The sequence below is a fragment of the Haloferula sp. genome, from assembly GCF_049672945.1.
Classification (GTDB): domain Bacteria; phylum Verrucomicrobiota; class Verrucomicrobiia; order Verrucomicrobiales; family Akkermansiaceae; genus Haloferula.
In genome coordinates this window covers 1-13,845 of record NZ_JBATWY010000009.1, presented here as the reverse complement: position 1 = coordinate 13,845, position 13,845 = coordinate 1, and the positions used below count along the sequence as shown (strand labels likewise).

Below are 13,845 nucleotides of genomic sequence, written 5' to 3'. Positions count from 1 at the left end.
CACCAGCACCGGTCCGGTAGAACTGCGAAAGGCGTGGTTCCTGAGACCACCCGCATTCATCTGCCCGAGGGAGTGGTGACGATTCCCGAGCTGATGAGAAAGGCGGGCTACTTTACCTTCAATAGTGGCAAGGATGACTACAACTTCCACTACGATCGTCGTAAGCTGTATTCTGTTGGAACGAAGGATGACTATGAAGCAGGTATGAACGGTTGGCAGGGGAACATTGCCCGTCATTTCGGCTCGCTGGATAAAGACACTTGGGCTTCTCGCAAAGACAAGGACCTGCCGTGGTTCGGCCAGATCATGATCTGGGGTGGCAAAGCGAAGGCGAAGCACGTCCGGCAAGGAGAGAAGCTCAAGCCCGGTGAGGTTCCCTTGCCTCCGTATTTTCCCGGCACGCCAGCCCACCGGGCAGCGTGGACCGAACACTACAATGCCGTGCGCGGTGCCGATGCTCAGGTCGAGGAAATCCTTTCGAAACTCAAGGCTGACGGTGAATGGGATCATACCGTGGTGTTTTTCTTTTCCGATCACGGCAACAACCAGTCCCTTCGCCATAAGCAGTTCTGTTATGAGGGCGGTCTCCATGTGCCCTTGATGATCGCTGGAAATCATCCGGCCTTGAAGGCAGGGACCTTGAGGAATGAACTGGTCTCGGTGCTCGATGTTTCGGCAACCACGCTGGCTCTTGCGGGGGTGGATCTGCCAGATTGTCTGGATGGTCAGGATTTATTTGGCGAAGACTATCAGGCGCGGGACCATGTGATCTCGGCAAGGGATCGTTGCGATTACACCATCGATCGGATTCGAACCGTGCGGACCGACAAGCTGCGCTATATCCGGAACTATTTTCCGGATCGCCCGTTGCTTCAGGCTCAGTATCGAGACAAGCATGCAACCGTGACGGACTTGAAACGGCTTCACGAGGCCGGCGAGCTTTCGGCGTATCAGGAGGAGCATTGGTTCGGTCTTCGTCCAAAGGAGGAACTCTACGACATCGAGGCGGATCCCCATCAGATCAACAATCTTGCAGGCCATCCAGATTATGCAGGTGAGCTCAAGCGGCACCGTGAGATACTCGAGGCCTGGATCAAGGAGACCGACGACAAGGGTCAGTATCCCGAATCAGAGGTCCAGCTCAGGGCGACCTATGATCTTTGGAAGGATGAAGCGATTTTCAAGCAGGCGAAGGTCAATCCCGAGTATGAGGCCTTTCGAGATTGATGTCGGAGCCGATTGGGGTTTCACCATTTCAAACTAGATCTCTAGGAGGAGGAACTTGACTCGACGGTGGTCACCCTGACCCACACCAAAGATTGCCTCGACCCGGCATCCGGGGAGGCTTGCGGGGTCAAATGAAGGGGGTGCTTTGATCCACCGTTTCGGTAGATGTAATGAGCACTCCAGTAGTTCGAGGCATGGTGGCAGTTCGCTCAGGGTGACGCGTTCCTTGTTGTATCGTTCACCCCACGGGGGATCGATGAACAGAAGATCGGCGTCTTGTTTTGGAAGCAGTTCTCGTGCGTCGCCCTGCACGAATTCGATCTGATCGGCAACGCCATAGAGAGCGGCGTTGTGTTTTGCCATGGCAAGACGGCCTGGATTAATCTCGATGGCAAGTACCTTGCAACCTGCGCGCGCGAAGCCGATGGCGTTGCCGCCTGCGCCTGCACAGGCGTCGATGACCCGCCGCCCGCGGGCACGCTCGGCCAGCTCAAGAGCTAGTGCTTCGGGCGTGAGCGACTTGCGACCTTCGTCGTCAAGTCGTGCCGAGCGGTGGCTGAAGCCGGTGCTTCCCTGACGGTAGCGACGTGCCTCCTCAAGGTTGGCTCGTCGAAGGTCCTTGCGATTCAAGGGGGGTGAGATCTCCACCTTGATCAGGGATCCTCCGATGCCGACGCCTCGAAGTCGTGCCGCGAGATCCGCGGCGGCATCCCGTTCGAGCGAGGCCTCAGCCTTGAGATGTCCGTTGGCAAGGTCGTGAGCGACCCAATCGCCGTCGCCAAGGAAGCGCTGTCGATCAAGCCATGGCGGGAGTGGCTCGACTCGAACATGAAAAGGTCGACGCATGGATCGAAGATCTCTGAGTTGAAGGGATAGGGACGCTTCGTCGTTGGTCAGTGTTTGGTTTTTTTCCCGCGTTTCGGAGTTGCCCAGTGATCGACGGACGAGTTGACGAGGAAGTCGTTGCCCAGAGCTTCCCGCCCGAGGAGCAGGCGGTGGATCATCCGTTTGCGGCAGACGAGTGAGACGACGATTTTCTTTTCGATTCCGGCGAGGTGCAGGGTGGTCTCGACGAAGAGTCGGTCGGTGGGATGGCCGGTGGATGAGCGGACGCGTTTGCGGAGGCAGATGTCTTCCTCAAGGGTTATGAGTTTCTTCTCCTTCCGGTCGAGGCGCACGGTGAAGCGGACCCGGTTACCGGGAAGTTCGGTGATTTCCGCGCAATCAATCGCGGAGCTTTTGGCGCCGGTGTCAGCCTTGGCTTTGAATTTCAAATTCCACTCCGGAAATTCGACCCATTCGCGCCAGCCAATGATCATGCTCATGATTCGGGATCTGCGGATTTGGGAAGCTTCTTCATCTTCCGGCTCTTCTTCTTTTTGGCCGGGATGAGGCCTTTCATGTGCTCGGACTTGCCGTAGCAGAGGAGGGTATCATCAGGTTCGAGGATACGTGAGCCTTTTGGATTGGAGATGACCGTTCCTTTGCGACGGAGGGTGAGGACGACGACATCCTGATCGCGGAGGCCGGTTTGCTCGATGGATTTGCCGACGTAGGCGCTACCGTCCGGAATGTGGACATCGGCGACGGAATACCCGCGCGAAACGGTGAGGCGCTGGCGGATGTCGATCTCGGGAAACTTCACCTGATCCTCGATGTAGTCGATGACCTCACCGGCGATGTCGAGTCCGGTGGCTCCCTCGATGCCTTCGAAGCCGGGAGAGGAATTGACCTCCATGATCTGCGGGCCGTCCTTGCCTTCGAGCATGTCGACCCCGCAGACGCGGAGGCCCATGATCTGGGCGGCACGGACGGCGGCTTCCTCGTAGGTGGGATCGAGCTGGATGGCTTCTGCTTTGCCTCCGCGGTGAACGTTCGAGCGGAATTCCTGGCCTTGGGCGACGCGGCGGATGGCGGCGACCACGCGATCACCGATGACGAAGGCGCGGACATCCTTGCCTTTGCTTTCGGCGACGAACTTTTGGAGGAGCACCTGCTGCTTGCTGCTTTGAAGCGTCTCGACGATGGCTTTGGCGATCTCGATCTTGTCGGCGAGAATGACGCCGACGCCTTGGGTGCCTTCGAGGAGTTTGATGATGACGGGGGCGCCGCCAACACGTTCGAGGGCGCTTTCGACATCGCGTTTGTCATCGACGTAGGCGGTGGTCGGGATGCCGACATCGTGTCGGGAAAGGATTTGCAGGGAGCGGAGTTTGTCGCGCGAGTTGCTGATGCCGGCGGCGGTGTTCGGAGTGTAGACATCCATTTGCTCGAACTGCCGGACGACAGCGGTGCCGTAGCGAGTGATGGAGGTGCCGATGCGGGGCAGGATGGCATCGGTGTGGCGTAGTGGCTTCCCGCGGAGAAACAGGTCCGGATCGCCTTGGTCGAGGCCGATGGCGAGGCGGAGGGTATTGAGGATTTCGATCTTATGACCTCGCTTTGTCCCGGCCTCCACGAGGCGGCGGGTGGAGTAGCATTTCGGCGAGCAGGAAAGGATGGATAATTTCATAAGAGCTTTCGGAGCCGCTGGGATCAAAACCTGCGGAGAGTTTACCAATAGGAGAAAGCCAACCTAGCGTCAAAGAAAAGCCTGGAAAGCTGGGGTCAAGCTGGATAGCGCCGAACGAACCATGGATGCAGAAGGTTCGCGAGGAGGATGGCAGCCGCTCCAAGATAGAAGGCGGGATGCAGATCGTTGTGCTCGCCGAAGAGCAAGGCGGCGGCGGCGATGCCATAGACGGGTTCGAAGTTGATCGCGAGGTTGCCGGCGTAGGCGCTGATTCTTCGCAGGAGATGAATGTGGAAGCCGTGGCCGAAGACGGTGCAGACGACCGCGAGAATCAGCATCCATAGCCAGTCGATTCCTTGAATGGTTTGCAATGAAGCGAAGCCCTCCGATTCCGCCAACGGCAGGACGACGAGGCTGATGAGGAAAGCCCCGACCATTTCCCATCCAACCATCGTCAGGGGGTCGCCTCCCTGGATGACGTAGCGTCGATTGAGGACGGGGAAGATGGCGGCAAGCAGGGCACTGAGCATGCCGAGCAACAAGCCGTCCAGATGACCTCGCTCGAAGCCGGCAATCAGGATGATGCCTCCAAGGACGATCAATCCCAAGAGGACCTCGAAGGGGCGAATCGAACGTTTCTCGAGCAGGGGTTCGGTAAAGGCGGTGAACAGGGATACGGTCGAAAGCCCGACGAGGCAGATGGAGACGTTTGAGACCTTCACCGACGCAAAAAAGGCGAGCCAATGGACGCCGACGATGGCACCGATTCCCAGCAGGATCAGGGTCTTCCTCCATCCGAACCAGAGCTGATTGCGGCGCACGAACGCGGCCCATGCCAGGGCGGCGATTGCAGCGATCAGCGTCCGCCAGGTGACAATCACCGGCGCCGTCATCGACATCAGCCGTCCGAGAATCGCGGTGGCTGCGAGAAGGACGACGAGCAGGTGGAGTTGGAGGTAGGGATTCAAGGGGCGAGGCTTTGAAAGCCCCGGGGGTTGGGTGCTTGATTGAAGAGGGGCTAGCGGGCCTTGAGATGATACGCTGGGCTCGTGTCTGGGATGGCCAATCACCGATCCTTTTTGGCGTGTTCAAAGCTCGCCGGCAATCAGGTCGTCGAGCGTCTGGCGTTTTCTAACAACCGTGGCCTTGTCACCTTCGACCAGGATCTCGGCGGGGAAGGGACGTGAGTTGTAGTTGGATGCCATGACGAAGCCGTAGGCACCGGCGGACATCAGGGCGATGATATCACCGGGTTGGAAATCCGGGAGTTCCCGGTCCTGGCAAAAGAAGTCACCGCTTTCGCAGATCGGGCCGACGACGTCGACTTTGACGCGGGCATCGCCCGGCTCCTTGAGTGGGGCGATTTCGTGGTGGCCTTGGTAGAGTGCGGGGCGGATCAGGTCGTTCATGCCAGCATCGACAATCTTGAAGGTCTTGGCGCTGCCCTTCTTTTCGTAGAGGCATTCGGTAAGTAGTACGCCGGCATTTCCTACGATGGCGCGACCCGGTTCGAGCAGGATCTTGAGCCCGAGGTCCTTGAGTTTCGGCAGCAAGGCATCGCCATACTGGGAAAGGGTGAGGGGGCGGTCCTGCTCGGACTTGGCATCCCACCAATCGACGGTGCCGGAATCTAACGAGTCCTCATAGACGATGCCGATGCCACCACCGATCGACCAGAATTCGATGTCGTGATCGGCTTTGAGCCGGGTGACGAGGGGTGTGACTTTTTCAACGGCTTCGATGAAAGGTTTGATTGATGTCAGCTGGGAACCAATGTGCATCTGGAGTCCGCGCAGCTTGACGTTGGGGAGATCGTTGGCGGCCCGCGCGTAGAGATCGGAGATGGCTTCGAAGTCGACGCCGAACTTGTTCTCCGACTTGCCGGTCGAGATGTACTTGTGGGTCTTGGCGTCGACGTTTGGATTCACGCGCACGGCAGCGGGCGCGATCAATCCGAGATCGCTTGCGACTTCATCGAGGTAGCGGAGCTCGGCTTCGCTTTCGACGTTGAAGGAGTAGATGCCCTGTTTGAGTGCATACTCGATTTCGTCGCGGGTCTTGCCGACGCCGGCGAAGGTGCAATGTGCAGGATCGCCGCCCGCCTTGATGACGCGGAAGAGTTCGCCACCAGAGACGATATCGAAGGCGGCGCCTTCGTTGGCCAGCAAGCGCAGCACCGAGATGTTGGAGTTGGCTTTCACGGCATAGGCGACTTCGTGACTGACGCCCTCGAGCGCGAGATCGAGGCGTTTGTAGTGATCGAGGATGGTTCCCGCCGAGTAGACGTAGAGTGGAGTCCCGTATTCCTTTGCGAGAGTGGAAAGGTCGATATCCTCGCAGTGAAGCGAGCCGTTGCGATAGGCGAAGCCGTGCATGGCGGGGCTGTAGCTGGGGAAAGGGGAGTCAGCAAGGGCAGGATTTTCCGTTTGATCCCGAATGGCAGCGTGCGTTTGATGATAGCCTGCCAAATGAAGATCTCCTGCTTGCTGCTGCTGGCTCTCGTTTCAGTCACTTTACCCTGTGCCGCGATTCCCAATTCGGTTTTTGGCCCGGTGCTGGGGGCTGACAGCCCGCTGAATGGAAGGGACCTGGACGATCTTGTCTTTGGTAAGGGGATCTGGGACGGCAGTGAGGCTTTACCGGGAGATTGGGTCGACGAGGGAGAGGTGGGAACATCGAGTCTATCCTACCTGCTCGCGAGGCCGGAGCTTTTCGGACAGGAGGTCCTGCTGCTCCGCTCCACCCGCAGGGAAGGACGGTTGGTTCAGCTTGAGGCGACCTTTGCCGATGCCGGATCCTATTTCGGGTATTTTGATGAAAAGCTTCCGGATGGCCTGAGTCGACGTCAGGCCGAAGAAGAAATGGGCAAACGTCTGGCTGAAAAGCAGGAGAGTTTCCGCGAGAGCTTTGTGACCGTGCTCAGCACCCTGCGAGAAACGCTGGCCAAGAGCGCCGATAAGCCGAAACCGAAGGTGCGGCGTTTTGGCAAGGGCCGGATGCTTCGCCTCGAACCCGAGGAATGGACTCGCGATGGCCTGGTCATGCGACTCTTCAGCGCTGAAGACCGTTTGGTCCGGGTGATCATTTCCCCTGAGGATCAGGTGGCTGAGGGCTGGCTTGATCGTGGGCTGGAGGGAGAATCCGAGCGGCAGCGGCTGGAGCGGCTGGAAGCCTCAGTGGAAACCAAGTTTGGCAGCGTGCGAATCGAGGGCATCAAAACGGTGCCTCAAGGCTACAAGCCCTACTGCGGGCTGAATACCCTGGCAATGGCGGCTCGGCATTTCGGAATGACGCTGGATGAGGACTGGATGGCTGCGGCTGCTGGATTTCAGAACACCGGCAGCGCGGGAGGTTCGAACATGGTCAAGCTCTACCATGCCGTGGCCGCGGAGGCCGGACTGTCTTTGGATCGCTCGTCGGATTTTGACGAGGCGAGCGTCAAACGTTCGCTGGATGGCGGCCTGCCGGTGATTGTCTGGCGACGCTTCTCGCACGAAAGGAATCAGTTGCACGATCGACTCGCGAGGAGTCCCGAGTCGGTGTTGCCGAATCCTGCGATGGCCGGTGAGCGAGCGAGCTGGCCGGATGACGAGGCGCCGCTGCATGCCTCGGTGATCACCGGCTACGATTCGCTCAAGAAGGAGATCTATTTCCTCGAAAGCTGGAGCGGCCACGAGCGGACGCGACGCATGAGGATCGAGGAAATGGCGGCCACGAGCTACCTTTGTTTCGCCTTCAAGCCCTGAGAGGAACTATTCGATTTCGATGAGCATGGCCGTGGTGTTGTCCCGCCCGGATTCGGTGATGGCAAAGTCGACGAGGGCCCGCGACGAGAATTCCCCGCGTGCCATTTCATTGATCCGCCTGTCCCACATGCCGTCGGTCAGGCCATCCGAGCAGATCAGGAAGCGGTCACCCGACTCACATCCCACGCGCCCGGTCTGGGGCTCGGTGTATTTCGTCCGGCCCCCGAGGACACGGCTGAGCACATTGCGTTGGGGGTGGTTTCGCGCCTGCCGTTCATTGAGCTTGCCGTCCCTGACGAGCGCGCCGACCCGGCTGTGATCGTGGCTTACCTGGATCATATCACCATCCTTTGGCAGGTAGTAAATGCGGCTGTCTCCGATGTGGCCAAAGGCCATCCAGCCCGGCATGAACCAGCACAGGCTGAGAGTGGCGCCCATGCCGCGGCATTCGTCGTAGTGACGGCTCAATTCGTGCAAGGACTGGTGGGTCCGCTCGAACAGGGTTTCAAGAACATCGGAAAACCCACCATCGATGCGACGCGCCCCAAGTTTGAAGCTATTGGGCAGCAGCCGGGTGATGTTTTCAACGGCGATCTTGCTGGCGACTTCGCCGGCATTGGCGCCTCCCATCCCGTCGCTGACGGCGAAAACGAAGTCGGCGGTTTCCAATGAACCCGATCCCTCACGGCCAAGATACCTCAGCTCCCGGGCATCGAAGGTCACGGCCAAAAAAGCATCTTCATTGTTGGTCCGGAAGCGTCCCCTGTCGGTGACTCCGGACCAGCGCAGAGATTGTGGAGAAAGCGTTTCCGAGTGGGGTTCCATGGGAGTCTCGATGCTGCTGCATGCTGTTCGTCAGCAAGTGGTGTCACAATCGGAAAATTTTTTCGTTCTGTTTCGCCTGCTGGCCCGCTAAGTGCTTTTCTGGTCAGCAGTAAAGGTGTGTCGTGGTCTCCGATCGGGCGCACCTTAACCATCCGCGCTAACCCGCACTTTAAACCAACCAAGACAACTAAGATGCCTAAATTTAAATTGGAGTATATCTGGCTCGATGGCTACACCCCCGTCCCCAACTTGCGTGGCAAGACTCTCGTCAAGAGCTACGATTCATTCCCGAAGCTTGAAGAGCTCAGCGACTGGGGCTTCGACGGCAGTTCAACCCAGCAAGCCGAAGGTCACAGTTCCGACTGTGTATTGAAGCCTGTCGCCATTTACCCTGATGCTACCCGACTGAATGGCGCGATCGTCATGTGCGAAGTCATGCTTCCCGATGGCACGCCGCACCCATCGAACGCACGTGCCACGATTCCTGACGAAGAGACCACTTGGTTTGGACTCGAGCAGGAGTATTTCCTCTACGAAAACGGCGCTCCGCTTGGATTCCCGAAAGATGGTTATCCTGGCCCTCAAGGCCCGTATTACTGCGGTGTCGGCTACAGCAACATCGGCGACGTCGCTCGTCAGGTGGTCGAGGAGCACCTCGATATCTGCCTCGATGCAGGGATCAATCACGAGGGGATCAACTTCGAGGTGGCCAAGGGCCAGTGCGAGTTTCAGATCTTCGGCAAGGGATCCAAGAAGGCTGCCGACGAAATCTGGGTGGCACGCTACATTCTTGAGCGTCTTTGCGAAGGTTACGGACTCGACGTGCAGTACCACTGCAAGCCGATCAAGGGTGACTGGAACGGTTCTGGAATGCACTGCAACTTCTCCACCGAATACATGCGTGAGACCGGTGGCGAAGCTTACTTCCTCGCCCTCATGGATGCGTTCGAAAAGAACTGCGAAGAGCACATCGCAGCCTACGGCCCGGACAACCACATGCGTCTGACCGGTCTCCACGAAACCCAGTCGATCGACCAGTTCTCGTGGGGTATCGCTGACCGTGGTGCTTCGATCCGCGTGCCACACAGCTTCAAGAAGAACGGCTGGAAGGGTTACCTCGAAGATCGTCGCCCGAACTCCCAAGGCGATCCCTACGCGATCTGCTCACGGGTTCTCAAGACCATCAGCGAAGTGCCGACGCCTTGATCCAACTTACAAGCTGAATTTCATGAAGCCGTCCGGGAAACCGGGCGGCTTTTTTCTTTGCTTTTGAACCCATTCAGAGAGGCGATCTCCTAAGGCTGATAGGGCACTACGGAAAGGGGAAATTGACGGCCGATTGCTCAGCGACTCACTCTTCGCTCACTTTCAAGCGGAAGAATTGTCTTAGCTGATCAGAGTAAGGGACATTCGAGCGCACGCAGATCCGTTCGAGTCCATTGCCAAGATCTTCCGTTGAGATGACGGTAACACCAAGGTCGGTCGCGAAGTCGAGGCTGGCCGCAACTTCAATCCTGGCACTGATCCCAATGGCGCTGGTGTCGCGGGTGAAGCAGACGAGTGGATAGGTTTCGTCCGCGACGCTGATCTGGGCGACTTCCTGCGGAATGCGCTCGGCAGCGGACTCAAGCGGACCAATACCGATCGCGTATTTGATCAAATTGGCCACGCCGTCGCCTGCGGGTGTGGCATCGGGGCCACGCAGGGCTTCGGGAAGGTCTGTTAGGTCAGGCCAGGCGTCGAAGCCACCGCCGCCGGTGGAAAAACTGCTGGTGGTGATCGAGCCACGGATGAAGTTGGAGCCTTCCGGCGTACCACCGGAGAAGCGAAGGACAAAGTGAAAGGTCGAGTTGGTGGACCGTGCGAGATTGAAGGTATCCGGACCGATGAATGGGACGTCAATGGTCGGGAAAGTCGCTCCGGAACCCGTGATCATGTCCGAAGGTGAACTCTCGTCCGTAAAATTGAATTCGATGGAACGAAGCTCGAAGCCCTGAGCTTCGGGTGCGGTGACGGTGCCGGGAAAGAAGCTTCCGAAGCTCAGGCTGAGCTGGTCGTAGCCGAACCCGGCGTTGGTCTCATTGTTGCGAACCTGAACGCCGCCACTGCTTGCGGTCGAACGAAAGTCTGCAGCGTAGTTTGGGAAGCTCACATTACCATTGGAGACGGTATTGCTGAAGGTTCCGATGCTGGTGAAGAAATCGAGCCTCTCGCTGAAGGTGAGAGGCGCAGCATCATCGAGATCCATGCTGATGCTGAAGGATTGTCCGGAGCTGAAGGTTCCCGCGAGGAGCGGGTTGACGTAGTTGAGCGTTCCGGTGAGTTCCCAGCGGTTGGAAGCGAGAGCGCCGGGTGTGAGCAAGAAGGCGAATGCCATCGACGCAAGTAGGACAGGCAATCCGAACACGGGACGTCCGAACGCGTGGCGATGGACAAGTTGATCGTCCGAGTAGCTGTCGGTTCCGGGGTTCTGCTCGGGACGCCGCTTTTTGAGATCCGACGGGTTTTGTTGAAATCGGGGCTTCATTGCTTGTTCAAAGGTTTTCAAATCAAACGAGAAAAAGCTGGGCGGGTGGGGCAAAGGCTTTGGTTCTCGACCTGGATCGGTGAGAAATGATTATCGGGATCTCGGAAAATGCATCGAAAAAGTTCGTCCACATCGAGCGAATCTTCTGCGTTCTCCGCCGGCAATCATGAACGCTTCGTCGCCAGTATGGAGAACCGGCTTGTGATGGAGTCGCGTGATCAGGGTATTCGTTTCAGCAATGGTTCTCGCTTACGATAAGCACCGTAGTTTTCGCTGCGCTTTCTCTGGACAGGGTGGCTTGATTCCCGACAAGGGGGCACAAGAGCTGTCGGTGGCTTTGATCGTTCGGCACCGGTATTCGGAGGTATCCGATCACTGGAAAGCGATCATTCTCCCTTTGCTGAGCGGAACTGATGCGCCACTTCGGCAGCAGTTAGATAACGGTCCCAAATCGCAATCTCATCGAAAGAGCCTGTAAATCGATCGAACTCGGGACTCGTGTCCGCACTTCCAAATCGAAGCTCAGGCAGGATTCCCTGCTGGGCCCCACGGAACTCGGTATCGTTGGCCACCCGTAGCCCATCGACATAAAGATCGACCGACGAAGAGCTCCAACTGGCGACGAGGTGATGCCATTTGCCGTCATCGATCGAGTGCTCTGAGGCGATCAGCACGTCGTAACGACCATTCTCCATGAAGAACCCGGCTCGCCCGTCTGCGGTGAGATGAGCATGGATCGAGGCGTCCTCCCTCCCTTCTCCCGCCGCCCAGAGGATCTCAGGCTTTTCTCCGCAACCATCGCTTCGGACCCAAAACGAAACCGCGCCTTCCTTCCTCGCCACCCGTGCCGGACCGTCAGCCAGGTCGGCATTGGGTCGAGTAGATTCGCGGCGATCGGCGCGCAGCTCGAATCGCTCCACCGATGCCGAGAGATTTTCACCGATGACCGAGAAGCCCACTGAGTTGATCGATTCATTGATCAGCTGCTCGGTGTCGCGAACCATTGTGTAGGTTTCGTCTGCGGGGCGCTTGGCAAACCAGGTGGCCGTCCAAGCACCAGCGCCACCTGTGGTATCCAGCACCACCCTCATATCCATGGGTCCCCCAAGGGGTGAGCCAGAGGGCCAATTCCAATCGCTTGCCGAGGTGCTGAGCCAGGCGCGGTTTACTGGCTTGGTCGTATCGGCAGCGCGGTGCAGCATCCACACGCGGCCGCCAAGTCCTCCGCTGCCAAATCGAGCTGCTTCCCGGCTTTGGCCCCGGCTAAATCCCAGAGCGATCCAGTTCTCGCTGGGGCCTGAGTTGGCCGTTAAGGAGGCGTCCAGTGTGTAGACAACGCCATCGACCGGCACGAAGGCCAGTGTGGCACTTCCCGTCAAGGCATTGATGCTGCCATCCCGATTGAACGCCGGTGAAGCCGTCCACTTCTCGAAACATGTCGTGATATCTGGCGTCACACCGTGGAGGCCGCCACCGGTCTCACTGAAATCATCCTGAAAAAGAACACCGTCGTGCACCGGTGTGGTGCCAAGCGAAATCGGCATTTCCTCCGATGTTTCAGAGAAGGAAACCGAGCGGTTGCCCTCTCCAAATCCACGAAAACCATCCGCCGAACCCGGACCGGATGGGTTCGTCGTCAGGCTCGGGTGATGACGACCGACAAGACCTTCTGGCACCTCATTCTTAAGCAATCCGGGCTCGTGGTCCTCCAATCGCCAGTATCCTACCGGATTCTGGCTTCGCACCGTCGTTGGATAATTCGCTGAAGCGATCATTAGCCCGGGAAGTTCGGGAAACGGATCTCTGGCCAGCGTCACCATGCTGGACTCCCCGGTTCCGGAAATGGCGACCCCCCGTTCCTCGGTTTCCAGCGAGGCCACCATCTGATTCGTGGCCTTGGCGAAGACTTCCACCTTTCCCTCAACGAGATGAATCTCCGCCGGGTCTTGAGCTGAGACCATCACTCCAAAACGGGTGCCAATGTCGCTCACGAGCAACTCAGGCGTCACCACCTCCAAGGGCTCATTCACCGCGTCCGAATCAACCCAGAGCCAGCCTTCGTGCAGGGTCGGCCGATCCATTTTGGGGAAAGAAACATGAGCGGGCCCTTGCATCACAAAAACCACACCGGACTCGAGCTTCAACTCCACCATGCCCGACCACACCCTGACCGACGAACCTTCCGCGACCCGCTGCTGGTCCGCTGCCGGATCCTGAGCCAAACCATCGACGGTCCATTCCGCGCCAGCTGTCGAAGACGCCGCCAGGTGTCCGGCTTCAGACTGCTTCACCATGAAAAACGCTGCTCCAATCGCGGAAAGCACCAGCACGGCGGCAGCCGCCAGCACCGAGCGCCGGAACATGCGGCTCGCCAATCGCCTTTGCCCGCCCACCACTGGCAGCTTGCCTTGCTCCGCATGGGTGGACGCCTCGGCCTCGAGGATGGCCGTCATTTCGAAATACTCAAGGTAGGCCCGCTGCGCCGCTGGCGAACGATGAACAAGCGCCATCAGCTCGTCACGCTGCTCGGAACTCAGCTCACCGGCCTCCAATTCCGCGAGGGCCTGCCACAGCACGCTCAGATCGAACTTGCCCTCATCTGATTCCATCCCGCTCATGACGTCGACTCCTCCATCTTGATTCTCCGCCCGACACAAGCTCTTAGCAGCATCCGGATCCGGTGCAGGGAAACCTTAAGGCTCTCCGAGCTCCTTCCAACTTCTGCGGCCAATTCCGACAAACCATACTCTTCGATGTAGCGCCGAAGGATCAGCCCACGATCCACCGGCCGCAACTGCACGAGACAATACCTCAGCGCCTCCTGCTTGGCCTCGATTGAGTTCAGGGCAGCCCCCGTCTCAACTCTCTCCAAAAGCTTCGTCATCGTCTCTTCCGGCACGGCCCATTCCTTGCGGCGCTTTTGATCCCGCCACGATGACATCACCTTGAACTTCGCCACCGAGAAAATCCACGACTTGAAATTCGTGCCGATCTGGAACTCGCCCCGC

The 13,845-nt window shown here is 58.4% G+C and carries 12 protein-coding genes; 3 read left to right on the top strand and 9 right to left on the bottom strand.

Annotation, left to right across the window (positions count from 1 at the left end):
• Nucleotides 1–1,227 (top strand): sulfatase-like hydrolase/transferase (locus WBG04_RS00885; RefSeq protein WP_424312447.1); only part of this gene is annotated, 1,227 nt, incomplete at its 5' end.
• A 33-nt stretch (nt 1,228–1,260) separates the two neighbouring features.
• On the opposite strand, the gene WBG04_RS00880 is transcribed toward WBG04_RS00885, so the two are convergent.
• The 5 genes from WBG04_RS00880 to lysA all read right to left on the bottom strand — a co-directional run bounded on the left by WBG04_RS00880 (nt 1,261) and on the right by lysA (nt 6,114).
• Nucleotides 1,261–2,073, bottom strand: a complete 813-nt coding sequence (locus WBG04_RS00880) for a methyltransferase domain-containing protein (RefSeq protein WP_424312446.1) — start codon at nt 2,071–2,073, stop codon at nt 1,261–1,263.
• A gap of 47 nt (nt 2,074–2,120) precedes the next feature.
• Nucleotides 2,121–2,552 (bottom strand): ATP-dependent zinc protease, encoded by a 432-nt coding sequence (locus tag WBG04_RS00875; RefSeq protein WP_424312445.1) that lies wholly within the window; start codon nt 2,550–2,552, stop codon nt 2,121–2,123.
• Complete coding sequence (locus WBG04_RS00870; protein WP_424312444.1) at nt 2,549–3,739, bottom strand: RimK family alpha-L-glutamate ligase; 1,191 nt, start codon at nt 3,737–3,739, stop codon at nt 2,549–2,551. Before WBG04_RS00870 ends, WBG04_RS00875 begins: the two co-directional genes overlap by 4 nt.
• A gap of 95 nt (nt 3,740–3,834) precedes the next feature.
• The gene (locus WBG04_RS00865) at nt 3,835–4,707 is read right to left on the bottom strand and encodes a DMT family transporter (protein WP_424312443.1); all 873 of its coding nucleotides are present in this window, start codon (nt 4,705–4,707) and stop codon (nt 3,835–3,837) included.
• Between the two features lie 120 nt (nt 4,708–4,827).
• The gene (lysA, locus tag WBG04_RS00860) at nt 4,828–6,114 is read right to left on the bottom strand and encodes a diaminopimelate decarboxylase (protein ID WP_424312442.1); all 1,287 of its coding nucleotides are present in this window, start codon (nt 6,112–6,114) and stop codon (nt 4,828–4,830) included.
• A 93-nt stretch (nt 6,115–6,207) separates the two neighbouring features.
• Between lysA and WBG04_RS00855 the strand changes: the two genes are divergently transcribed.
• Entirely contained in the window at nt 6,208–7,485 is a 1,278-nt protein-coding gene (locus WBG04_RS00855) for a C39 family peptidase (protein ID WP_424312441.1), read from the top strand.
• A gap of 6 nt (nt 7,486–7,491) precedes the next feature.
• Here WBG04_RS00855 and WBG04_RS00850 read toward each other — a convergent pair whose 3' ends face one another.
• The gene (locus WBG04_RS00850) at nt 7,492–8,310 is read right to left on the bottom strand and encodes a PP2C family protein-serine/threonine phosphatase (RefSeq protein WP_424312440.1); all 819 of its coding nucleotides are present in this window, start codon (nt 8,308–8,310) and stop codon (nt 7,492–7,494) included.
• Between the two features lie 192 nt (nt 8,311–8,502).
• On the opposite strand from WBG04_RS00850, the gene WBG04_RS00845 reads away from it, so the two are divergent.
• Nucleotides 8,503–9,516, top strand: a complete 1,014-nt coding sequence (locus WBG04_RS00845) for a glutamine synthetase beta-grasp domain-containing protein (RefSeq protein WP_424312439.1) — start codon at nt 8,503–8,505, stop codon at nt 9,514–9,516.
• Nucleotides 9,517–9,661: 145 nt separating this feature from the next.
• Here WBG04_RS00845 and WBG04_RS00840 read toward each other — a convergent pair whose 3' ends face one another.
• From WBG04_RS00840 to WBG04_RS00830, 3 genes are all read right to left on the bottom strand, one after another.
• Nucleotides 9,662–10,837, bottom strand: a complete 1,176-nt coding sequence (locus WBG04_RS00840; protein ID WP_424312438.1) for a hypothetical protein — start codon at nt 10,835–10,837, stop codon at nt 9,662–9,664.
• Nucleotides 10,838–11,223: 386 nt separating this feature from the next.
• Nucleotides 11,224–13,455, bottom strand: coding sequence for a LamG-like jellyroll fold domain-containing protein (locus WBG04_RS00835; protein WP_424312437.1), 2,232 nt, complete (start codon nt 13,453–13,455; stop codon nt 11,224–11,226).
• Nucleotides 13,452–13,845 (bottom strand): sigma-70 family RNA polymerase sigma factor (locus WBG04_RS00830; protein WP_424312436.1); only part of this gene is annotated, 394 nt, incomplete at its 5' end. The genes WBG04_RS00835 and WBG04_RS00830, both read right to left, overlap by 4 nt.

Excerpts from the sequence above, each read along its gene's own strand:
- WBG04_RS00845 (WP_424312439.1), top strand. The coding sequence starts at position 8,503 with ATGCCTAAATTTAAATTGGAGTATATCTGGCTCGATGGCTACACCCCC.
- WBG04_RS00855 (WP_424312441.1), top strand. The coding sequence starts at position 6,208 with ATGAAGATCTCCTGCTTGCTGCTGCTGGCTCTCGTTTCAGTCACTTTA.
- lysA (WP_424312442.1), bottom strand. The coding sequence starts at position 6,114 with ATGCACGGCTTCGCCTATCGCAACGGCTCGCTTCACTGCGAGGATATC.
- WBG04_RS00875 (WP_424312445.1), bottom strand. The coding sequence starts at position 2,552 with ATGAGCATGATCATTGGCTGGCGCGAATGGGTCGAATTTCCGGAGTGG.
- WBG04_RS00880 (WP_424312446.1), bottom strand. The coding sequence starts at position 2,073 with ATGCGTCGACCTTTTCATGTTCGAGTCGAGCCACTCCCGCCATGGCTT.
- WBG04_RS00840 (WP_424312438.1), bottom strand. The coding sequence starts at position 10,837 with ATGAAGCCCCGATTTCAACAAAACCCGTCGGATCTCAAAAAGCGGCGT.
- WBG04_RS00870 (WP_424312444.1), bottom strand. The coding sequence starts at position 3,739 with ATGAAATTATCCATCCTTTCCTGCTCGCCGAAATGCTACTCCACCCGC.
- WBG04_RS00850 (WP_424312440.1), bottom strand. The coding sequence starts at position 8,310 with ATGGAACCCCACTCGGAAACGCTTTCTCCACAATCTCTGCGCTGGTCC.
- WBG04_RS00835 (WP_424312437.1), bottom strand. The coding sequence starts at position 13,455 with ATGAGCGGGATGGAATCAGATGAGGGCAAGTTCGATCTGAGCGTGCTG.